The organism is Novosphingobium malaysiense (assembly GCF_000802225.1).
In the GTDB taxonomy this organism is placed as follows: Bacteria; Pseudomonadota; Alphaproteobacteria; order Sphingomonadales; family Sphingomonadaceae; genus Novosphingobium; species Novosphingobium malaysiense.
Window position 1 is genome coordinate 1,173,005 of sequence record NZ_JTDI01000003.1, and the last position, 20,628, is coordinate 1,193,632.

Annotated in this window: 21 protein-coding genes, 1 tRNA gene and 1 other RNA gene; 9 read left to right on the top strand and 14 right to left on the bottom strand. The window is 64.4% G+C overall.

Features of this window, described 5'->3' with window-relative positions:
• Nucleotides 1-9 precede the first annotated feature (9 nt).
• From ffs to hrpB, 3 genes are all read right to left on the bottom strand, one after another.
• Nucleotides 10-104: signal recognition particle sRNA small type (ffs, locus tag LK12_RS24260), an RNA gene on the bottom strand.
• Between the two features lie 60 nt (nt 105-164).
• Nucleotides 165-443, bottom strand: a complete 279-nt coding sequence (locus LK12_RS13465; RefSeq protein WP_039284568.1) for an ETC complex I subunit — start codon at nt 441-443, stop codon at nt 165-167.
• A gap of 45 nt (nt 444-488) precedes the next feature.
• Nucleotides 489-2,942 (bottom strand): ATP-dependent helicase HrpB, encoded by a 2,454-nt coding sequence (hrpB, locus tag LK12_RS13470; protein ID WP_039284571.1) that lies wholly within the window; start codon nt 2,940-2,942, stop codon nt 489-491.
• A 199-nt stretch (nt 2,943-3,141) separates the two neighbouring features.
• Between hrpB and LK12_RS13475 the strand changes: the two genes are divergently transcribed.
• Nucleotides 3,142-5,076, top strand: coding sequence for a putative bifunctional diguanylate cyclase/phosphodiesterase (locus tag LK12_RS13475; protein ID WP_039284573.1), 1,935 nt, complete (start codon nt 3,142-3,144; stop codon nt 5,074-5,076).
• Between the two features lie 32 nt (nt 5,077-5,108).
• On the opposite strand, the gene LK12_RS13480 is transcribed toward LK12_RS13475, so the two are convergent.
• Nucleotides 5,109-5,861, bottom strand: coding sequence for an energy transducer TonB family protein (locus LK12_RS13480; RefSeq protein ID WP_082010488.1), 753 nt, complete (start codon nt 5,859-5,861; stop codon nt 5,109-5,111).
• Nucleotides 5,862-5,943: 82 nt separating this feature from the next.
• Nucleotides 5,944-6,960, bottom strand: a complete 1,017-nt coding sequence (locus LK12_RS13485; RefSeq protein WP_039285347.1) for a polyprenyl synthetase family protein — start codon at nt 6,958-6,960, stop codon at nt 5,944-5,946.
• 109 nt (nt 6,961-7,069) lie between these two features.
• Between LK12_RS13485 and LK12_RS13490 the strand changes: the two genes are divergently transcribed.
• Nucleotides 7,070-7,372: a chorismate mutase gene (locus LK12_RS13490; protein WP_039284576.1), complete on the top strand. Its 303-nt coding sequence runs from the start codon at nt 7,070-7,072 to the stop codon at nt 7,370-7,372.
• Between the two features lie 20 nt (nt 7,373-7,392).
• Here the strand turns inward: LK12_RS13490 and LK12_RS13495 are convergent, their stop codons facing one another.
• From LK12_RS13495 to LK12_RS13510, 4 genes are all read right to left on the bottom strand, one after another.
• On the bottom strand, nt 7,393-7,596 hold the full coding sequence (locus LK12_RS13495) for a hypothetical protein (protein WP_039284579.1): 204 nt from the start codon (nt 7,594-7,596) through the stop codon (nt 7,393-7,395).
• Nucleotides 7,597-7,681: 85 nt separating this feature from the next.
• The gene (locus LK12_RS13500; protein ID WP_407938160.1) at nt 7,682-9,157 is read right to left on the bottom strand and encodes a sensor histidine kinase; all 1,476 of its coding nucleotides are present in this window, start codon (nt 9,155-9,157) and stop codon (nt 7,682-7,684) included.
• The gene (locus LK12_RS13505; protein ID WP_039284584.1) at nt 9,108-9,785 is read right to left on the bottom strand and encodes a response regulator transcription factor; all 678 of its coding nucleotides are present in this window, start codon (nt 9,783-9,785) and stop codon (nt 9,108-9,110) included. The genes LK12_RS13500 and LK12_RS13505 overlap by 50 nt, the downstream gene beginning before the upstream one ends.
• A 67-nt stretch (nt 9,786-9,852) precedes the next feature.
• The gene (locus LK12_RS13510; protein ID WP_039285349.1) at nt 9,853-10,161 is read right to left on the bottom strand and encodes a PepSY domain-containing protein; all 309 of its coding nucleotides are present in this window, start codon (nt 10,159-10,161) and stop codon (nt 9,853-9,855) included.
• 134 nt (nt 10,162-10,295) lie between these two features.
• On the opposite strand from LK12_RS13510, the gene LK12_RS13515 reads away from it, so the two are divergent.
• Nucleotides 10,296-12,092 carry an ABC-F family ATP-binding cassette domain-containing protein gene (locus LK12_RS13515; protein WP_039284587.1) on the top strand — a complete coding sequence of 599 codons (1,797 nt, stop codon included), beginning with the start codon at nt 10,296-10,298 and terminating at the stop codon, nt 12,090-12,092.
• Between the two features lie 223 nt (nt 12,093-12,315).
• Here the strand turns inward: LK12_RS13515 and LK12_RS13520 are convergent, their stop codons facing one another.
• Nucleotides 12,316-12,789 (bottom strand): DUF6456 domain-containing protein, encoded by a 474-nt coding sequence (locus LK12_RS13520; protein WP_039284589.1) that lies wholly within the window; start codon nt 12,787-12,789, stop codon nt 12,316-12,318.
• Nucleotides 12,790-12,878: 89 nt separating this feature from the next.
• On the opposite strand from LK12_RS13520, the gene LK12_RS13525 reads away from it, so the two are divergent.
• The gene (locus LK12_RS13525; RefSeq protein ID WP_039284592.1) at nt 12,879-13,451 is read left to right on the top strand and encodes a helix-turn-helix domain-containing protein; all 573 of its coding nucleotides are present in this window, start codon (nt 12,879-12,881) and stop codon (nt 13,449-13,451) included.
• Between the two features lie 25 nt (nt 13,452-13,476).
• Nucleotides 13,477-14,700 carry a glycosyltransferase gene (locus LK12_RS13530; RefSeq protein WP_039284594.1) on the top strand — a complete coding sequence of 408 codons (1,224 nt, stop codon included), beginning with the start codon at nt 13,477-13,479 and terminating at the stop codon, nt 14,698-14,700.
• 58 nt (nt 14,701-14,758) lie between these two features.
• Here the strand turns inward: LK12_RS13530 and LK12_RS13535 are convergent, their stop codons facing one another.
• From LK12_RS13535 to yajC, 4 genes are all read right to left on the bottom strand, one after another.
• A complete protein-coding gene (locus LK12_RS13535; RefSeq protein WP_039284596.1) occupies nt 14,759-15,544 on the bottom strand; it encodes a hypothetical protein in 786 nt (261 codons plus the stop codon).
• Between the two features lie 53 nt (nt 15,545-15,597).
• Nucleotides 15,598-16,584 (bottom strand): protein translocase subunit SecF, encoded by a 987-nt coding sequence (secF, locus tag LK12_RS13540; protein ID WP_039284598.1) that lies wholly within the window; start codon nt 16,582-16,584, stop codon nt 15,598-15,600.
• A gap of 12 nt (nt 16,585-16,596) precedes the next feature.
• Entirely contained in the window at nt 16,597-18,210 is a 1,614-nt protein-coding gene (gene secD, locus LK12_RS13545) for a protein translocase subunit SecD (protein ID WP_039284601.1), read from the bottom strand.
• Nucleotides 18,211-18,276: 66 nt separating this feature from the next.
• Entirely contained in the window at nt 18,277-18,612 is a 336-nt protein-coding gene (gene yajC / locus LK12_RS13550) for a preprotein translocase subunit YajC (RefSeq protein WP_039284603.1), read from the bottom strand.
• Between the two features lie 285 nt (nt 18,613-18,897).
• Here yajC and LK12_RS13555 point away from each other — a divergent pair.
• From LK12_RS13555 to aroQ, 4 genes are all read left to right on the top strand, one after another.
• A tRNA-Pro gene (locus LK12_RS13555) sits at nt 18,898-18,974 on the top strand.
• 122 nt (nt 18,975-19,096) lie between these two features.
• The gene (locus LK12_RS13560) at nt 19,097-19,510 is read left to right on the top strand and encodes a holin family protein (protein ID WP_039284605.1); all 414 of its coding nucleotides are present in this window, start codon (nt 19,097-19,099) and stop codon (nt 19,508-19,510) included.
• Nucleotides 19,511-19,627: 117 nt separating this feature from the next.
• The gene (locus LK12_RS13565; protein ID WP_156135475.1) at nt 19,628-19,969 is read left to right on the top strand and encodes a hypothetical protein; all 342 of its coding nucleotides are present in this window, start codon (nt 19,628-19,630) and stop codon (nt 19,967-19,969) included.
• Between the two features lie 77 nt (nt 19,970-20,046).
• Nucleotides 20,047-20,484 (top strand): type II 3-dehydroquinate dehydratase, encoded by a 438-nt coding sequence (gene aroQ, locus LK12_RS13570; RefSeq protein WP_039284608.1) that lies wholly within the window; start codon nt 20,047-20,049, stop codon nt 20,482-20,484.
• The last annotated feature ends 144 nt before the right edge of the window (nt 20,485-20,628 follow it).

The window sequence follows — 20,628 nt, forward strand, 5'->3', positions numbered from 1 at the left end:
CGATGTGGCGATGAAGGAGCCGAGCGACCCGCCGCAATCCGTTGTGGCTGCTTCCTTCCGGACCTGACCAGGTTGGCGGACGCAAACGTCCACCCGACTCCCGGGCGGCCATATGGCTGTCGTCCGGCCGTTTGTCCAGTCCCCCACAGGGCCGGACTACCGGCTCAGCGGAAATTGTCGGCGTAGGCCTGGATCTTCAAACGGCGTGGGGGCGTCGCGTGCACTTCCACCTCGATGCCGTAGCGTTCGGCATAGGCCTTGGCATCCTCGCAAGTCGGGAAACGCAAGATTACCTGCTGCTGCGTGTCACCCGAACCTGCCCAGCCCATCAGCGGATCGGGCTTCTTGGCCTCTGCCGGGGCGAATTCGAGGACCCACTGATCGAGAAGCGCCTTGCCGGACTGCATGGCGTTCTTCGGGCGTTGATAGATGCGTGCACTCATGAAGCAGCGCTTTGCCTCCGAATCGCGGCGAAAATCAAGACGAAATCACTTCCCTTTCGTTGCCTCGAACGCGTTGCGGGTCTTGAGGCTGGGATCTTCGGTCCACGGCTCGTCGGGCCATCGGTGCTTGGGATAGCGCCCTTTCATCTCACGCTGGACATCTTTCCAGGAGCCGCGCCAGAAACCAGGCAGGTCGCGCGTAGTCTGGATCGGACGCCCCGCCGGCGACGTAAGCTTGAGCAGCAAGGGTTGTGGTGGCTGTCCGAACGTGGGATGGCGATCAAGACCGAACAGGGCCTGCACACGCACTTCCACGCTCGGGCCGCCTTCATCTTCGTAGTCGATTGCGTGGGCAGTTCCCGCTGGACTGCGGAACTCGGCGGGCGCCAGTCTTTCCATCGCCTGCTGATCTTCCCAGGTCAGCCTGCCACGCAGCGCCCCACCCAGTGCGCCTTTGTCCACGGCATCGAGCCGCCGGCCCATCAACGGCCCCAACCACTCGTCGAGGTGGTCCAGCAGCGCCGCTTCCGAAAGCGCCTCGATTCCGGCATAGCGCGCGCGGCACAGCAAGGAGAGGCTGGACTTGCCGAAAGGCACCACCCCCAGTCCTTTCTGTCGCACCCGGTCGAGCAGGAATGCGACAATAGCGTCCGCATCGGGCGAAGGATCGGGCCCGCTAGACAGGGTGATCGCGCCGAGACGGCGTTCGAGCCGCGCCTCGACGCGCCCTTCCTCGTCGTTCCAGCGGAGGACGGAACGACGTTCGATCCTCTCCCCGAGCCATTGCTCCACTTCCGACTCCTCGAGCGAGGCACCGGAGAGAATTCGCGCGCCCTTTGCCTGCCCCTGCGCATCGCCGATCACCATCCATTCGCGTGCGGCCAGAGGAGATGCCGGATCGAGCACATAGCCCCTGCCCCCGGCCGACAGCCAGGTCTCGCCAGCGGCATCCCGTCGCCGCGCAACCATCTCCGGCCTGCCGAGTGCAAGGAGGACGCCGGCCGGGAATTCCCCTCTCGCAGACCCTTCTGAAACGAGAGAACGGGCCCGCCTGGCCCAGCCTGCGGCCAGCTTGCGCGAGGCTTCCGCTCTCGTCGAACGGTCGCCATTCCAGCGTGCGAGCCTCTGTACGAGATCGTCGCTGCGCCCGCCAAGACCGCGTTCCTGCAGCAACAACGCCAACTTGGCTGCAACGCCCCCGCCGCCAAGTTCCGTGGCTCGCAGAATCATCGCGGCCTGAGCCGGGTCCATCGGCAAGCTGGCGACCTTGGCCCCAAATTCGGTGATACGGCCCGCACCGTCCAGGGCGCCGAGCGATTCCAGCCCCCTAGTTGCGGCCTCCAGAGCGGGTCGCTGCGGCGGATCGAGCCAGGCCATCGCACTCGGATCTGTGTTGCCCCATTTTGCCAGCGCCAGCGTCAACGGAGCCAGATCGCTGGTCATGATCTCCGGCGGATCGAATGCCGGACGCCCCGCGTGCGCCGCCTCTTCCCATAAACGATAGGCGACGCCCGGTCCCTGCCGCGCCGCGCGCCCTGCTCGCTGGGCAGCCGACGCCTGGCTCGCGCGGTGCGTTACCAGTCGGGTCACTCCGGCAGCCTTGTCGAACTCGGCCCGGCGCGCCAGGCCGCTGTCCACCACCACGGAAACGCCATCGAGTGTAAGCGACGTCTCGGCAATTGCGGTCGCCAGCACAATGCGGCGGCGTCCCTGGGGATCGCGGCGGATCGCGGCACGCTGGGCAGCAGGCTCGCACTGGCCGTGGAGCGGCAGGACGAGTGCTTGGGGCAGCCTTTCGGCCAAACGCTCGGCCACGCGTTCGATTTCCCGCACCCCGGGCAGGAATGCCAGCACGTCCCCTTCCTCTTCGCGCCATGCCGTCCCGATGGCCGAGGCCATGGCGTCCTCCACACGTAGCTCAGGAGCGCTGCCCAGCCAGCGCAGTTCAAGTGGCCAGGCCTTGCCCTCGCTTTCGATGACCGGCGTTTGCGCTCCCAGGAGCTTCGCGAAACGCGATCCATCGATGGTGGCAGACATGACCAAAAGCCGCAGATCCTCGCGCAGAACGTCCCGGCTTTCGATGGCGAGGGCCAGACCCAGGTCGCTGTCGAGATGCCTTTCATGCGCTTCGTCGAACAGGACCGCCGAAACGCCGGACAAGTCCGGGTCGGAAAGGATCGTGGAAACGAAGATCGCCTCGGTCATCACCAGCACACGGGTCGCGGCCGACCGTCTGGCGTCGAGACGCGTGACATAGCCGATCGTTTCGCCCGGCTTTTGCCCCAACTGCTCCGCCATGCGTTCAGCCGCCGCCCTGGCGGCGACGCGGCGTGGCGACAGCAGAATGACCCTGCCCGTGCACCAGGCCTGGTCGAGAAGGGCAGGTGCCACCAGAGTGGTCTTGCCTGCCCCCGGAGGCGCGATAAGGACAGCGCCGGTGGCCTGATGCAAAGCTGCCAGTAGATCTGGCAGCACGGATAGGACGGGCAGGTCGTTCACCGGCGTCCTCTTAGGGGCTGAGGAAGCCGGAAGAAAGCTCAGGCCTCCAAAACCTGAACGCCGTAAGCTGAGAAATGACATTGCATGTCATCTTCAATACAAACCGTCTTGTTGTCGGCGACTGTCCACAATTCCTAAACCCTTCTCCATTACTGGGGCAGTACCCCACATGGACAAAAGACGAGTCCGTATTCATACAATGAGTTCCGCCGGCCAGCACCCTCTCCCGGTAGCGCAGTTCTTGCGACTACGCGAACACATCCCGGCACTTTACGGGTTGCTTTCGATGAATGCCGCCATCCTGGCGTATACCCACCGCGAGCTTGCCCCGGGGCCGCTTGTACTTACGGTTCCGGCCATTCTGATCACCATCTGCGTGATCAGAATGCTCGTGTGGATGCGTCCCGTCACCAGCCAGGACCTGGATGTCGCTTTCGTAACGAGGCGGCTGCAGCGAGTCATGGTCCTTGCCGTCGTTCTATCGGTCGCCTACTTGTGCTGGGCTTTGATGCTGGATCGTTATGGCGGTCCCTACGAGCACGGCCACGTCGCCATATTCGTGGCGGTTACCGTACTCGGCTGCATATTCTGCCTCACGTTCCTGCCGATTGCAGCCATGCTCGTCACGGTCGCGGTGCTCGGAAGCTTCCTTGTCTACTGCTTTGCGACCGGCTCGGAAGTCCTCGTGGCCAGCGCGGTGAATATCGCGCTGGTGGCCGCTATCTTGATCAAGGTTCTGCGCGACTACTACGATTCCTTCGTCCGCCTCGAATTGTCGCAGCGAGAGTTGCATAGCGAGCGCCGGCAAGCCCAGGCTCTTGGCGAGGAAAATGCCCGGCTGGCCCAGACCGACGCCCTCACCGGCCTGCCGAACCGGCGTTACTTCTTCGCAGCCTTGGAAAGATTGCTCGAGCAGGCCGGGCCCGGAGATGTCTTCACGATCGGACTCATCGATCTCGATCGCTTCAAGCCCATCAACGACACCCATGGCCATGCACACGGCGATCGCCTGCTTCAGGTAATCGGCAGCAGAATTAAAGCTCAGTGCCCGGATAATGCGATTGTCGCCAGGCTCGGCGGGGATGAGTTCGGAATGATCGTCATGGCCGGGCCGGAGGAGGCCGAGAGCCTCGCACAGGTGCTGTGCAAGGCCATTCACGAAAAGGTGCGGATCGCCGATACGCTCGTTTCCGTAGGATGCTCGGCGGGGTTGGCGGTCTTTCCCGACACGGCGATGAAGGCAGATCTGCTTTTCGATCGCGCCGACTTCGCCCTCTACCACGCCAAACGGCACAAACGTGGCCGCTGCGTCATTTTTTCCAGAGACCTCGAAAAGCTGATCCGTTCGGAACAGGCAATCGACGCGGCCATGCAGACTGCCAGCCTCGCCCATGAAATTACCTTGGTCTACCAGCCGATCGTGGCAACCGATGAACTCGCACCGGTAGGCGTCGAATGCCTCGCTCGCTGGATGTCGCCTGAGCTCGGAGAGATATCTCCCGAACTGCTCATCTCCTCTGCCGAGCGCGTGGGACGGGCCCGTGAGGTGACGCTGATCCTGTTCGATATGGCTCTAACGGCGCTCAATTCGCTTCCCGATCGATTGTGCATGTCCTTCAACCTGTCAGGGTACAACCTGTGCGATGGCGAAACGATTACCGCCCTGCTGCAGCGGATGGCCCGGACCCGCTGCGACCCGGACAGGCTGATTTTCGAGATTACCGAAACATCGCTCATCACGGACATCAAGATGGCCGACATCGCCCTGCGGCGCCTGCGCGCCACAGGGGCGCGTATTGCGCTGGACGACTTCGGAACCGGCTATTCGAGCCTCTCCTCGCTGCACAGCCTGCCCCTGGACATGGTGAAGATCGATCGCAGCTTTGCCGCTCGCCTGGATGAATCATCAGGCCGGCGCCTCATCACTGCAATTCGCAACCTTGCCCGCGCGTTGTCGTTGGAATGCGTGATCGAGGGCATCGAAACCGAAAGTCAGCTGATCAGTGCCCGACTGGCCGGTTTCTCGCTGGTACAGGGATACTTTCTCCATCGACCAATGCCGCTGCACGAACTGCTCGATCGGATCAGGGACGAACCCGGCGATGACGGTGCAGCACACACAGCGGTGGAATAAAACAGCGGTGGAATAAAATCGCCGGCAAGAGATCAGCCCGAAGCCCTCGCTGTCGTTCCATACTCGATGCGAATGCGCACCCACGCGCCAAGCTGAGGTTTACCATTGAGGCGTGGCGGAACGACTCGGAATTGCCAGGCGGCATCGAGAACCGCACGCCCGAACCCGGATCCACGCGGCGATTCCCCCAGGATCTGGCAATTATCGACGCGGTAGTGATCCAGAGTCTGGCAGGCAATCATGCCCCAACCTTCGCTCGGAGCGGTCGCCGGCAGGTAGCCGCCCAACTGGGCATTCGTGGGCTCCCGATACCAGTCCGCATTGTAAAGGACCGCCCCGCCGGGTCCTTCCCCGGGGCCGTATGTCGCGCCGGAGCCGGCCGCCTCACCGCCCCCGGACCGATTCATGTTGCCGATGTCGGCTGCGGCCATGTCTGCGCTCGACAGCTTCAGGAATGTGAAAGCGGGTTTATCCCGGGCTACCGGTGTCTCGATGGGCGTTTTCGTCTTTGCCACCGCCTGCTCGGGTTCCGGCTGCTTATGCTCTCGCTTTTCAGGCTCTTCGGATTTCTGCTGGGCTTTTTGTCCCGCTTCCGAATCCCTGCCGGCAATATCGAACGTGACCGGGTTCTTGCGGCTCTCCAAATGCGGCTCGACCTGCGACTGATAGATTGCCACCAGCAGGCCAAGCACGATGATGGCCGCGGACAACACCGTGGAAACCAGACGTTGGCGGGGCGAACCGGGGCGATAGCCCGTAACTGCCCGATCGGGTTGGGAAAGCATCACTCGGTCGACTATGAGAGCCTGAATTGCACTGCAATTACGCCGATATTGCAGCTTCCGCCATCGGAAACCGCGTAATGCCTCAATAGCGGCGGGCGACGACGAATTCTACCGCCTCGGCCATGGCCGCCCGCGCCTCCGCGGACGGGAAACCGGCAATGGCATCGATGGCGCGCTGCGCGTAGAGGCGCGCGCGTTCGCGGGTTGCCTCTACGCAGCCGTGGCGGTTGATCAGTTCGACCGCATAGGCGAGGTCTTCGTCCTCGGTGCGGAAGCCGGCGATCGCATCTTCCCAGAACTTGCGCTCTTCTGCATCGCCGCGCGCGTAAGCGAGGATCACCGGCAGGGTCATCTTGCCCTCACGGAAGTCGTCGCCCTTGTCCTTGCCCGATTCGGTCGCTTCCGAATCGTAGTCGATGGCATCGTCGACGAGCTGGAAAGCAATGCCCAGGTTGCGCCCATAGGCGTCCAGGGCCTGTTCCTCGGCTTCGCTCTTTTCGGCCACAACCGCGGCAATGCGCGTGGCCGCGGCAAACAGGGCCGCCGTCTTGGAGCCGATGATCTGGAGGTAGTGCTCTTCACTCGTCTCGATCTTGCGCTGCGCCGTCAGTTGGTCGACCTCGCCCTCGGCGATGACCGAACTGGCCTTGGAGAGGATCTTGAGCACCTTGAGACTGCCGTCCTCGACCATGAGCTCGAATGCGCGGGTGAACAGGAAGTCACCCACCAGAACCGTGGCCGGATTGCCATATACGATGTTGGCAGCCGCCTTGCCGCGGCGCAGGTCCGAACCGTCGACGACATCATCGTGCAACAGCGTAGCGGTGTGGATGAATTCCACCGCAGCTGCGAGCTTGTGGTGGCGGGTGCCCTGGTAACCGCACAGTTCGGCGGCGGCGACCGTCAGCATCGGGCGCATGCGCTTGCCGCCTCCCGAAATCAGATGGCCGGCAAGCGCCGGAATCAGCGGAATCTCGCTCTGCATCCGATCCAGAATAACGGAATTGACGCTGTTCATGCCGGGGGCGGTAAGCGCCAGCATGGGAGCAAGGGAAGGCTGCTGCCTGCGCGGGCGCAGGGGGACGACATCTGCACTCATCGTCCGGCGCATTGGGCGCTGCGCGCGATTAACGCAAGTGCAAACACCATGAATCGCGCAAACTGTCCGACTGGCAGAGCCCGGAAACCCGTGCTAGCGCAGCCCCACGATGACCCAGGACACAACCGCTCCCGACCCCGTTCTCGCCGGTTTCCGCGCGAGCATCGACAATATAGACGCCGCGCTGATCCACATCCTGGCCGAGCGCTTCCGCATTACCAAGGCCGTGGGCGCCTACAAGGCGGAGCACAAACTCCCGGCCTCCGATCCCTCCCGCGAGGAACGGCAGATCGCGCGCTTGCGCAAGCTGGCAGAGGAAGCCAACCTCGATCCCGATTTCGGGGAAAAGTTCATCCGCTTCGTGATCGACGAGGTCATTCGCCACCACGAAAAGGCCAAGGGCGAAGCCTGACCGGCTCCGCCCGAAGCTTCTCACTCCTCCACGAAGTCCTGCAACTTCGCCATCAGGTTCTGAATGCGCGTGGCCGCTTCGGTGAAGGTCTGTACGTCGGCCCGGTTGCCGTTGCCGCGGGCTTCCTTGGCGGATTCGACGTAGCCTTCCATGTCGACCTCGAGCGCATCGACCAGCATTTCGATCTCGTCGGAGGTCAATGAGAGGTTGATGGTCTTGTTCATGGATGCTCCTTGAAATTCACAGATGGCGCAGATGAGGACGCGCCCGCCCGGCTGCAACCCGTCGCGTACGGCTTGTCCCCGACCCTCAGGCTACTGCGCGCGGCAGCTTGAGCTTCACCAGCAGGCCGCCAAGGTCCTCGCTTTCGTCCAGTTGCACTCTGCCGCCATAGATTTCGACGACGTCGCGCACAATGGCAAGGCCAAGTCCGGTTCCCGGCTTTTCGGTGTCCAGTCGGGCGCCACGGTCGAAAATGCGCACCCGGTCAGCCTCGGGAATGCCCATGCCATCATCTTCGACCCAGATCTCGCAATAGCGCGGATCGTCGCCGGCATCGACCGTGACGAACACGCTGCCGCCGCCGTACTTGGCGGCATTTTCGATCAGGTTGCCGAGTATTTCTTCGAGATCCTGCTTTTCCAGGGCCACGGACACGTCGTGGTTGCCATCGAGATCGAAGCGGGTCTGCTCATACAGCCTTTCGACCGCCCGCAAGACCGCCTCTAGACTCGGCCAGACTTCAGCCCGCGACATGCCGGCAGCGCGGCGTCCGACCGCCCGCGCCCGGGCGAGATGGTGGTCCACCTGACGGCGCATGACGGCAGCCTCGCGGATGACGGTGTCGGAAAGGTTCGGTGCCTTGGCAGTCGCTGCATTCATCAGCACCGTGAGCGGCGTCTTGAGCGCATGGGCGAGATTGCCGGCATGGGTGCGCGCCTCTTCCGCCTGCCGTTCGGTATGCGCAAGCAACGCGTTGAGTTCGTCGACCAGCGGCTCGACCTCTTGCGGCAGGGGCTCGGTCACACGCGCAGCACCGGTCGTACGCAGCTTCTGGATGGCGCGGCGAACATGGCGCAGCGGATAGAGGCCGTACCAGGTCTGCAATCCCGCCATCAGCATCAAACCCACGCCAAGGGCAACGAAGCTGTAGATCAGGATGGAGCGGATCATCTGGATCTGCTCGTCGAGATCCTTGCGGCTGGCCGCGACCGTGAACATCCACCGGGTATCGCTGCCCGGCAGGATGATCGAGCGTTCCATGACCCGCAGCGGCTCGCCGGCGAACTGATCGCTGTCGTAGACGTGCGGCTTGGCATCGAAATGGTCTTCGGGGACGTCGAGGCTGCGGTCCCACAGGGAACGCGACGGGAAGTCCTCGTGCCCCTTTCCGCGAATCTGCCAGTAGAGGCCGGAGTTGGGCTCCAGGAAGCGCTGATCCCCGAGCGGCCGGATGAAGAACACCTCCCCGTCCGGTCCGATTTCCGCCGAACCGATCATGCCGGTGAGCATGTAGCCGAGCTGCTCGTCGAAATTGCGCGTTACAAGACCGGTGAGCGTATGATCGAGCGCAAGCCCCCCGACCAGCAGCAGGATGGATATCCACCCCGCTGCAACCAGCATCATGCGCCGGGCGAGAGACCCGGTATGAGTAGTGCGCGCCGGCTGCGTCCCGCCAGTAGCCTCCGGAGCAGCCGCCGTTTCGGCGGCGCCTCCGGGCGCGCCGGGCGGCGGATCAGCGACGCGGGGCGTCGGCGGGATCGTCGAGGCTGTAGCCAAGGCCACGGATCGTCGTGATGACGTCGGCACCCAGCTTCTTGCGGATGCGCGTGACGAAGACCTCGATCGTGTTCGAATCGCGGTCGAAATCCTGATCGTAGATATGCTCGATCAGTTCGGTACGGCTGACCACCTTGCCCTTGTGGTGCATCAGGTAGGACAGCAGCTTGTATTCCTGCGCGGTCAGCTTCACCGGCTCTCCGGCCAGCGTCACGCGGCCCGAGCGGGTGTCCAGCCGTACGTCGCCGGCGGTCAACTCGCTGGAGGTGTTGCCTGAGGCACGGCGGATAAGCGCGCGCAGGCGGGCGATCAGTTCCTCGGTCTGGAACGGCTTGGCGAGATAGTCATCGGCCCCGGCATCGAGGCCGGCGACCTTGTCGGACCAGCTATCGCGCGCGGTCAGGACCAGAACCGGGAAATTCCGGCCTTCCTTGCGCCACATGCCCAGCACGGTCAGCCCGTCGATCTCCGGCAGGCCGAGGTCGAGCACGACAGCATCGTAATCCTCGGTCGAGCCCAGAAAATGGCCGTCCTCGCCATCGGCGGACAAGTCGACGGCATAGCCGTTTTGCTCCAGCGTGGTCTTGAGCTGGTTGCCCAGTGTGGGTTCATCCTCGACGATCAGGATGCGCAATTCAGGTCTCCCTTCTTGAACCCGCCCGAGATGGGGCCAAAGCCCGGCAGCGTCAAGCGACGCCCCCTTAACGGGACTGGCCGATGATGCGGCCGGTGCGCGCGTCCACGTCCACGAAATAGACTTTCCCGTCCTGAATGAACTTCAAGCGGTAAGCCATTGCAGCCGGGTCGTAATCCGGGCCGAGATACTGCTTGCCCGCCATCCGGGGCAGCACAATCTTCTCGATCTGGCGAATCGACAGGATGTTGCCCGCCTTGCGCTCCTTGCGCGCCTCGCCCTGTTCGCCACTTTCGGCATGGGCGGGGAGCGGGAGCGCGGCGACGCCGATCGCCAGCAGCGACAATGCGGAGAGAGGGGCAAGAAGGATCTTCATGACGACTTGGGTGCCTAAGCCCTCGGCATTGAACAAGCCCTGAATGTGGCCGCAGCTCCGCACAGTCTTTCAGGTGTTGCCGAATTCCCACTCCCGCTTGCCAGCCCCCCGCCGCCGGCTGTAGGGCGCCGCGCATGGCAATCGCACCGATCCTCAGCTGGGAAGGCCTCGGCCTCATCCAGGGTTCCGGCTGGCTCTTCAAGGACCTGGACATTCATATCGCCCCGCGCGACCGGCTGGCGCTGATCGGGCGTAACGGTGCGGGCAAGTCCACGCTGCTCAAGCTGATCGCCGGCGATCTCGAGGCCGATCAGGGCAAGCGCTCGATCCAGCCGGGCACGCGGGTGGTGACGCTGGAACAGGATCCGTTCTTCAAGGGCCACGAGACCCTTCTGGACTTCACGCTCCACGGCCCGGATGCGCCGCAACAGCACGAGGTGGAAGCCATTGCCGACCAGCTCGGCATCGACCTTTCGCGCGAGGCCGCCAGTGCCTCCGGCGGCGAGCGCCGCCGCGCCGCGCTTTGTCGCGCGCTGGCGTCCGAGCCCGACCTGCTGCTGCTCGACGAGCCGACCAACCACCTTGACCTCGCGGCAATCGAGTGGCTGGAAAGCTGGCTGCAGCGCTATACCGGCGCCTTCGTGGTGATCAGCCACGACCGCACATTCCTCACCCGGCTGACCAAGGCGACGCTCTGGCTCGACCGCGGATCGCTGCGCCGCAAGGAAGTGGGCTTCGGTGGGTTCGAGGCCTGGGAAGAAGAGGTCCAGAAGGAAGAGACGCGGGCCGCCGAAAAGCTCGACGCCAAGCTCAAGATCGAGGCGCACTGGCTCGAGCGCGGCGTCACGGCGCGACGCAAGCGCAACCAGGGCCGCCTTGCCAAGCTGTGGGAAATGCGCGCCGAGCGGGCCGCCATGCTCAGCCCCACCGGGACCGCCAAGCTCGCCGTCTCGGGCGATGGCAGCAAGACCAAGTCGGTGATCGTCGCCGAGCATGTCACCAAGCGCTTCGGCGAGGGCGAGAACCAGCGCACGATCTTCAAGGACTTCAACCTGCGCATCCAGCGCGGCGACCGGATCGGCATCGTCGGCGCCAACGGTGCGGGCAAGTCGACCCTGCTCAAGGTGCTGATTGGCGAGATGGCGCCCGACGAAGGCACCGTCACGCTGGCCAATACGCTGACCACCATCGTGATCGACCAGCAGCGCAGCTTCCTCAAGCCCGACATGCAGCTTCGCGACGTGATCGCCGAAGGCAGCGACTGGGTCGATGTGCGCGGCGTTCGCAAGCACGTGCAGGGCTACCTCAAGGACTTCCTGTTCGATCCGAGCCTGATCGACGCCAAAGTCGGCACGCTTTCGGGGGGCGAGCGTTCGCGCCTGCTGCTGGCCCGCGAATTCGCCCGGCCCTCCAACCTGCTGGTGCTCGACGAACCGACCAACGACCTCGACCTCGAAACGCTCGACCTGCTGCAGGAAGTGATTTCGGACTACGACGGCACCGTCCTGATCGTCAGCCACGACCGCGACTTCCTCGACCGCACGGTGAACCTGACGCTAGGCCTCGACGGCTCGGGCCAGATCGACATCATCGCCGGCGGCTATGCCGACTGGGAAGCCAAACGCAAGCAGCGCATCGTCTCCGCCAAGGCCAAGCCGAAGGCCGAAGGCGCCGCACAGCCCCCTCCCCCGCCGCCGAAGAGCACCAAGCTCTCTTACAAGGACCAGCGCGACTACGACCTGCTGCCGGGCCGGATCGAGGAACTGGAAGCGGCCATCGTCCGCGACGAGGAGGCCCTGGCCGATCCCGATCTCTACACCCGCGATCCGGACAAGTTCGCAAAGCTGACCGCCGCCATCGAAAAGGCGCGCGCGGAGAAGGAAGCGGCCGAAGAGCGCTGGCTGGAACTGGCGGAACAGGTCGAGGGCTGACCCTTCGCAAGGTGACACCCGGTTGACACGGTTTACAGTGTCCAGGGGAAGACGTGTCACCTTGGGCCGCATGTGTAACCTTGTGGGCTGAAGTGTCACTTTGCACACGCCAATCCCGAAGCCACCGTTCGTGTCGAGCGAAGTCGAGACACGATAGCATGGGCCCGACGTGTCTCGACTTCGCTCGACACGAACGGAAAGGGGTGTTCGGCAACATGAGCCCCTACCCCGGCAGCCGGTAAAAGCCGGCCACCCGGTCCAGCGCCAGCCCCAGCACCAGCTTTCCGCTGCGCACCGGCCAGCCGAGCGCCTTTTCCGCCGTGGGCACCCCCTCCCCGGCGCAGGCCACGCGCCAAAGAATATCCGAGAGGCCCGGCCCGGCCTCGGCCAAAGCCCCATCGAACCGCGCCTTGGCTGCGACCTGCCGCTCGCCCGGCGTCAGATCGGCATCCCTGCCACCCGAAACCCGCACCGGATCCCAGCGCATGGTGACACGCGGGGCAAGCTGCGCACGTTCCCAGTCGGCGCGCAACTGCTCACCCGCCGCCAGTTGCCGGTCGGTCAGATGCCCCCGCGCATGTAGCCAGGTGAGCGAGGATTCGGCGAGATTCACGGTCGCGCTGCGGCGCCCCTTTCGCGGCCTGCACCGCGCCGGGCCCTCGCTGGTCAGTTCGCGTTCGACGAGTTCTCGCTTCATGGCAGCCTCCTGAGAGTGGAAAGACGAACTTGCCAGACCGGCCCATCTGTAGGAAAGTTGCAAACCAGATCGGTTAAGGGGGCTACGCCATGATCAACCGCATTCGCGACATTCGCCGCCAGAAGGGCATGACCCTGGCCGATGTCGCCGCGGCTTGCGATCCGCCAACGACGGCGCAGACGATCGGGCGGCTCGAAACCGGGATGCGCAATCTGTCGCTGACGTGGATGAACCGGATCGCCGCCGCGCTGCAGGTCGAACCCGAGGTGCTGCTGCGCAGTGAAGATAGCGAGCCGCCCCGGATCGTCGCGGTACTCGGCGAACGGGGTGCCGAGGCGGCGCGCCAGCAGATCGAACCGCTTCTGCCCAATGCGCTTTCCGCCGATGCCCCTTGGCTGGTGCTGGTGGTGGAGGCATCCTGCGGCGAATACCGCAGTGGTGATCAGGTCTGGCTGCGGCAACACGAGCCCGCAGAATCGAGCAAGCTGATGAACCGCGACGTGCTTGCCCCGCGTTCGGGTGGGCGCTTCGCCTTCGGGCGGCTGATCGACCGGGACGAGGACCGTGTCGCGCTCCTGCCTCCGTCCAGCGGGCAGCGGCAGGTCGTGGTGGAACATCCTGCATGGCTGGCCGTTGCCGAAATGCTTGTCAGGAAGCTGTAAGGCGCGTTAGCAACGTCACCAACCCATGCGGATCCTTTCGATCTCCACGCTCTTCCCGAATCCGGTGAAGCCTTCGTTCGGCGTTTTCGTCGGGAACCAGATGCGTGCGGTCGTCGCGCGCGACGATGTCGACCTGACGATGATCAGCCCCATCGGAATACCGCCCTGGCCGTTGTCGCTCCGCAAGGCCTACAAGCGGCTGCGCGATGTGCCCGAGGTAAGCGAAGCTGTGGGCCTCAAGGTCTATTATCCACGCTTCACATTGATCCCCAAGATCGGGGGCGATTCGAACCCCGGCCGTATTGCCGATGCCGTGCTGCCGCTGGCGCGCAGGCTCCACGCCGAAAAGCCGTTCGATCTGGTCGACGCGCAGTTCTTCTTTCCCGATGGGCCGGCCGCGGCGAAGATCGCGCGCGAACTTGGCCTGCCGCTGACGATCAAGTCGCGCGGCGCGGACATCCACTTCTGGGGGCAGCGCCCCCGTGCGCTGGAACAGATGAAGGACGCCGCGAATCAGGCGGCCGGCCTGCTCGCCGTCAGCCTGGCCCTGCGCGAAGACATGATCGCGCTCGGCATGCCGGCCGACCGCATCGGCGTGCATTACACCGGCCTCGACCGCGAGAAGTTCCACCCGGTGGAACGCGGCGCCGCCCGTGCGCTCGTGTCCGCCATGCCCAACCTCGGCATCTGGTCCGAGGGCCCGCTGCTGGTAACGCCCGGCGCGCTGATCCCCCGAAAAGGGCAGCGGCTGGTGATCGAGGCGCTGAAGCATATCCCCGATGCCCGTCTGGCCTTTGCGGGTGCAGGAGAGGACGCAGCAGCGCTGAAAGTCATGGCCAAGCGCCTTGGTGTTGCCGATCGCGTTCATTTCCTCGGCCTTGTGGACCACGAAGTGCTGCCGCACCTGCTGTGTGCTGCCGACGTGCTCGTGCTGCCCTCGGCCAGCGAAGGTCTTGCCAACGTCTGGGTGGAGGGCCTCGCCTGCGGCACGCCCATCGTCATTCCCGACATCGGCGGCGCGCGAGAGATCGTTAAGGACGACAGCGCAGGCCGGATCGTCCCGCGCACTCCGGAAGGCATAGCCGCCGCCGTTTGCGAACTGCTTGAAAACCCGCCGAGTCAGGAAGAAGTCGCCGAAAACGCCAGCCGGTTCAGCTGGGGGCTCAACGCCAGCAATATCGTGCACTTCTGGCGCGACGTGCTCGAAGGCAGGCCAATCTCCAGCGACCAGCAACTGATGCAGGCCTAGACCCTTTTTCAGTCCATTCCGTTCGTGGAGTTTCGGTTCAAATGGGCCTGAGGGCCGGTCAGGCCAGGGGCTCCAGATATTCCGGCCGCGGCAGGATCTCGCGCCAGATCCCCGTTTCACTCATGGACGGCCCCTCGACAAAGCGGATGTCGCCTGGGCGGTGCGCGCGGAAATTGACGAAAGACAGACCCTCAGGCCCCGGCGTAAAGCTGTAGAGCGTATCGGCGGCGATCGCGAGCGCAGTGCCGGGGCCGACCAGCTTGCCGCCCAGCCGCATGGTCCCATCCAGCACGACGATGATCTCGTCCTCGCTGTGCGAGTGGACGCCCTTGGCCGCTTCTTCCGCGGTCGGCGGCGCGGTGCCGCTGAAGTGGTTCTCGTGCAGCCAGACTTCGCAGCTGGGGCAATCGGAGTCGGCGTGAATGGCGCCGCCGGTGTCGCTCTGTTCGCTCATGCGCTCGCAGGCGGGCACGCGGGAGCGGGGAAGGAGATGGACGTGACCGCCCTCGCCTCGCCCCGCTTCGGTTCCGGCGAAAACCAGGACAACGGCGCCCTCGAAACCGGCCTGGATGATTTCGCTGGCGCCGCGTTCGACTATGACGCTCGATCCGGCAGGCAGCGAACAGCCGCCCGCGCCGATTCCGCCGGTCCAGACATAGAGCACCGTGTCGGCTTCGCGCGGGCCGATCGCCAGGCGCTCGCCCGGTTCCAGCTCGCAGCGATGGAGTTCCAGCGGGAAGCGGTCCGCGGTGACGGCGGCGAAAACCTTGCCCTGCCCGTGCATTCCTGCCGGCATGGACGTTTCCACCGCCTTGTCCGGCTCGACCACCAGAACCTTAGCCATGTTCCCTCTCCTTCGTCTCGCTCGCCAGGCGGCGAGCGGGAAGCGGGGCCGGCTTACGGCTTCGCGCTGCGCTCCCGCGCCAGCCTTTCCTGACGGTCCACTGCCGACTCGGTGGGCACGAAGCTGTCGCCGCTTACGCCCAGCCAGATCAGGATCGGGGCCGCCATGTAGATCGAGCTGTAGGTACCCACGAAGATGCCCAGCACGATGGCCGCGGTCAATCCGAACAGGCTTTCCGGCCCGAAGAACAGCAACGGGATCAGCGCCACGAGCAGTGTCGCCGAGGTCATGACCGTACGCGCCAGCGTCTCGTTCACCGACATGTCCAGCAACTCGGGCAGCGGCATCCGGCGGTATTTCTTCAGGTCCTCGCGGATGCGGTCGTAGACGACGATCGTATCGTTGAGCGAATAACCGATGATCGCGAGGATAGCGGCGATGATCTGCAGGCTGAATTCGAGCTGGAACAGCGCGAACATGCCCAGCGTCAGCGACACGTCGTGGAACAGCGCGAAGAGCGCCCCCACGCCGAACTGCCATTCGAAGCGCACCCAGATGTAGATCGAGATCGCCAGCATCGCCGCGCCGAGCGCATAGATGGCGGTCTGGCGGAACTCGCCGGATACCTTGCCCGACACGGTACTGACGCTTTCGATGCGCACGTCGGGGTTGTTGGCGCGGATGGCTGCGATGATCTTCTTGGAAATCGCCTCGGCCGCACCGGGATTGCCCTCGGCGCTTTCCGGGAGCTTGGTACGGATCGAGACTTCGTTGGGCGCGCCGAAGCGCTGGATCACCGGATCGCCGTACCCCAGGGCGCTCACCTGCTTGCGCAGCGCCGCCACGGGTGCCTCGGCCTGCTTGGTGAAGGTGGCCTCGATCTCCTGGCCGCCGGCGAAGTCGACGCCGTAGTTGAGCCCCTGGGTCAGGACCAGACCCCAGCTCGCGGCAATCAGGATCATGCTGACCAGGTAGAACGGCACCCGCCAACGCAGGAACTTGATGTTGGTGTCGTCGGGGACAAGCTTGAGAAGACGCATGATCGCAGTCCCTTAAACGTTCAGTTCGGTGGGCCGCGCCTTGCGCAGCCAGTTGGCGACCCACATGCGCGTCAGCATCACGCCGGTGAAGACCGAGGTGAACAGACCGATGATGAGAACCACGGCAAAGCCGCGCACCGGACCCGAGCCGAACGCGAACAGCAGCACGCCCGCGATGAAGTTGGTGATGTTGGCGTCGTAGATGGCGCGGCTGGCTTCCTTGTAGCCATTCTCCACCGAGGCGATCACGCGCCGCCCCTTCTTTCGCTCCTCGCGCATGCGTTCGTAGATCAGCACGTTGGCGTCCACCGCCGCGCCGATGGTCAGGACGAAACCGGCGATGCCCGGCAGCGTCAGGGTCGTGCCCATCACCGCCATGATGCCCAGGATCATCAGCAGGTTGAAGACGAGCGCGACGGTCGCATAGATGCCGAAACGCCCGTAGGTGGCGATCATCAGCAGCACGACCAGGCCCGACCCCACGCCCATGGCGATGAGGCCCTTCCTGATTGAGTCGGCGCCGAGGTCGGGACCGACGGTGCGTTCCTCAACGACGGTGAGGTCGACCGGCAGGGCGCCCGAACGCAAGGCGATCGCGAGCTGCGTGGCCGACTGCACCGAGAAGCTGCCCGAAATCTGGGCGCTCCCGCCCAGGATCGGCTCGTTGATCTGCGGCGCCGAAAGAACCTTGTCGTCGAGAATGATGGCAAAGCGCTTGTTGACGTTCTCGCTGGTCAGCTTGGCGAACTTGGCGCCGCCGGTCTGGTCGAAGGTGATCGAGACCACCGGCGAATTGTTGCGGCTGTCGAACGATTGCTTGGCATCGGTGAGCTGGTCACCCTTGATGCCGCCCAGACGCTTGACCGCAATCACCGGAACGCCGCCGGCGCCAGGGGAATTGGGATCGGCCCAGGGCACGATCTCGTCGCCCGGAGGCGCGATGCCTTGCGCGACGTCGCTGGGCGTGGCGCTCTCGTCGACCAGCTTGAATTCGAGCTTGGCGGTCTGACCCAGCAGGTTCTTGAGCGCCTGCGGATCGTCCAGCCCGGGGACCTGCACCACGATGCGGTTTTCGCCCTGGCGGATGATCGTCGGCTCACGCGTGCCGAGCGCGTCGATACGCTTGCGCACGACCTCGATGGCCGAATCCATCGCGTTGGACACGGCCTGGTCGAGGCCCTCGCGCGTGGGGGTAAGCACGAAGCGGCTGCCGTCCTCGACACGGATGTCCCAGTCGCGCTGGCCGGTGAGGCCTGCGCCGGTTGTCAGCGGCAGGATCTCGTCACGCGCAGCATCGACCTGCGAGGGATCCTTGAGCATGAACGACAGGCGGCCGTTGGCGCTGGAAATGTCGCCGATGCGGATCCGCGGGTCCGCCAGCTTGAGCCGAGCGCGAACCGATTCCTCCATGTTCTCGAGCCGCTGCTGCGCGACCTGCTTCTCATTGGCTTCGAGAAGGATGTGGCTGCCGCCGGCAAGGTCGAGGCCCAGGCTGACTTCCGGATCGGGAAGCGCACGGGGCCAGGGAAGGCCGGCGACGTTGAACAGGGAAGGCAGCGCGGCGACGGCGATGACCAGTGTCAGCCCCCAGAACCAGAGCTTCTTCCAGGTGGGAAATTCGAGCATTGCCTGTGGCTTCTCTCCAACCGGGCCCCGCTTGCGGCGCCCCGGATATTACTGCTTGGGTCGGGTTCAGTCGTTCGCGGGCTTGGAACCGGCGGGGGGGATCACGTCGACGATCGTCGACTTGACCGCCTTCACCTTGACGCCCTGTGCGAGTTCGATTTCCGCATAGTTGTCGTCGACCTTGAGCACCTTGCCGACGAAACCGCCCCCGGTCAGCACCTCGTCACCCTTCTTGAGCGCCGTGAGCTTTGCCTTGTGCTCCTTCTGCTGCTTCATCTGCGGGCGCAGAATGAGGAACCAGAAGATCACCGCCATTGCGATGAACGGCAGGTACTGGATCCACGCCGGCGGCGTTCCCGTGGGAGCGGCTGCGGCAAGCTGATTGAGGATCGAGGTGTACATGGAACTGAGGAGCCTTCTCGTATTCGACCGGGATCCGGCTTGCCTGGCGACTCGAACGCGGCATCCGATTTGCCGCACATCTCGCCGGGAATCCGTTCACCCGACTTTTCCGGATGCGGGCGGTTAGCAACAAAGCGCGGCACTGGCAACGCGCGGCCTCTGTGCACACCCCGCCGATTGCGGCCCCGGCGGCGCTCGGACACGCCGCGAAAGGGGAGCGGTCAAAACTCTTTGCGGGAACGCTTGCCTAAGCGCGACGAGGTGCCTATAGGCCGCGGCTCCGGTCGGGACGTAGCGCAGCCTGGTAGCGCATCACACTGGGGGTGTGGGGGTCGGAGGTTCGAATCCTCTCGTCCCGACCAAAAATTTCTCCGAACATTGTCAGCCATCTCTTCGCACGCATGTGCGGGACGCGTCGTTTTCCTACACGCGTGTTTGTGGTTATCTGGTTTCGAGTCACCAACCCTCGCCGGGAGACTCGCCCATGCCGCTGCTCGATTCGATCCTCGGACCCGTCACCCACATCATCGACAAGGTCATCCCCGACCCCGTAGCGCGGGACCGGGCCAAGCTGGAACTGCTCAAGCTGAGCGGCACGCAGGAGCTGCGACAGCTGGAGGCCAGCCTTTCCGCGATCATCGCCGAGGCGGGCTCGGCCGATCCCTGGACGAGCCGCGCCCGGCCGAGCTTCCTGTACGTCATGTATGCCATCATCCTGTGGGCCCTGCCGATGGGATTCGTCGGCGCCTTCAGCCCGGATACCGCCCGCGCCATAGCCTCAGGCATGACCGGCTATCTCGCCGGCATCCCTGAACCGCTCTACGCTCTCTTTGGCACCGGTTATCTGGGATATTCGGCCATGCGACAGTGGGGCAAAGTCAAAGGATCCGACCGATAGGGGCGAGTTCCTGCCCCTGTCCTAAGGAAACGATAAGCCTTTGGCGTTAACCAGCCAGTCCGGGTTTGTCATTTTCACACCAGCCAGGTTTCGCCGATGTCAGGTAATCTCGCACGTATGACGCTTTTCCTCGTGGTCCCGTCCCTTGCCCTGACCGCCTGCAATTCCTCGCGGGAAGAGGAACTCGCGCAGCAGCTTGCCGAGGCGAAGGCCAAGGCCGCAGAGGAAGCGGCCGCCCGCAAGGCAGCAGAACGCGACGCCGCAACGCTTCGGGCAAGGGCGCGCGACGCAGCCCTCGCAGACTTCTACGCGAACGGGGACGGCAAGGACGATGCGGCCGTTTCGCCTGTCGAAGCGCGGCCGGCGGCGGAAGCCGCCACACTGCCCGATGCTCCCGCCGGAGTAGACACTCCTCTCGCTGGCGCGCGGGTCGCGGGCATGCCGCCGCCAGGTGGCTGACTGCGACGCTTGCACCCGTCGGCTCGCGCGTTAAAGGTCGTGCCTCTCGTCCACGCGCGCCCGGGGAAACGCGAAATATGGCAAGCAAGCTGGTCTACGTCCTCAATGGACCGAACCTCAATCGGCTCGGCAAGCGCGAGCCCGGAATCTACGGGTCGCAGACGCTGGAAGACATAGCCGGCCTGCTGGTCGGGCGTGGCCAAACGCTGGGCTGCGAGATCGAGATGCGCCAATCGAACCATGAGGGGCTCCTCGTCGACTGGCTGCACGAAGCGGAAGACAAAGGCGCCCATGCGGTGCTGCTCAATGCCGGCGCCTATACCCACAGTTCGGTGGCCCTGCTCGACGCGATCCGCGCGATTGCCGTGCCGGTGATCGAGGTGCACCTGTCCAATCCGCACGCGCGCGAACCGTTCCGCCACAAATCCTGGGTCGGCCAGGCCGCCAAAGGCACAATCGCTGGGTTTGGCGCGCAAAGTTATCTGCTGGCGCTCGAGGCGGCGGCAGCTCTTTAACCACCTTTATAACAAATGATAACGCGCAGAAGAATTCGCCACCTACAACGGTCTGGCGACCCGAAGAGCTCGATTTGATTCGAGTTTGACACCTCAAGCCCCGCCTTTCGAGCGGGGCTTTTTTTGGGTTGCAACTGGACGTGA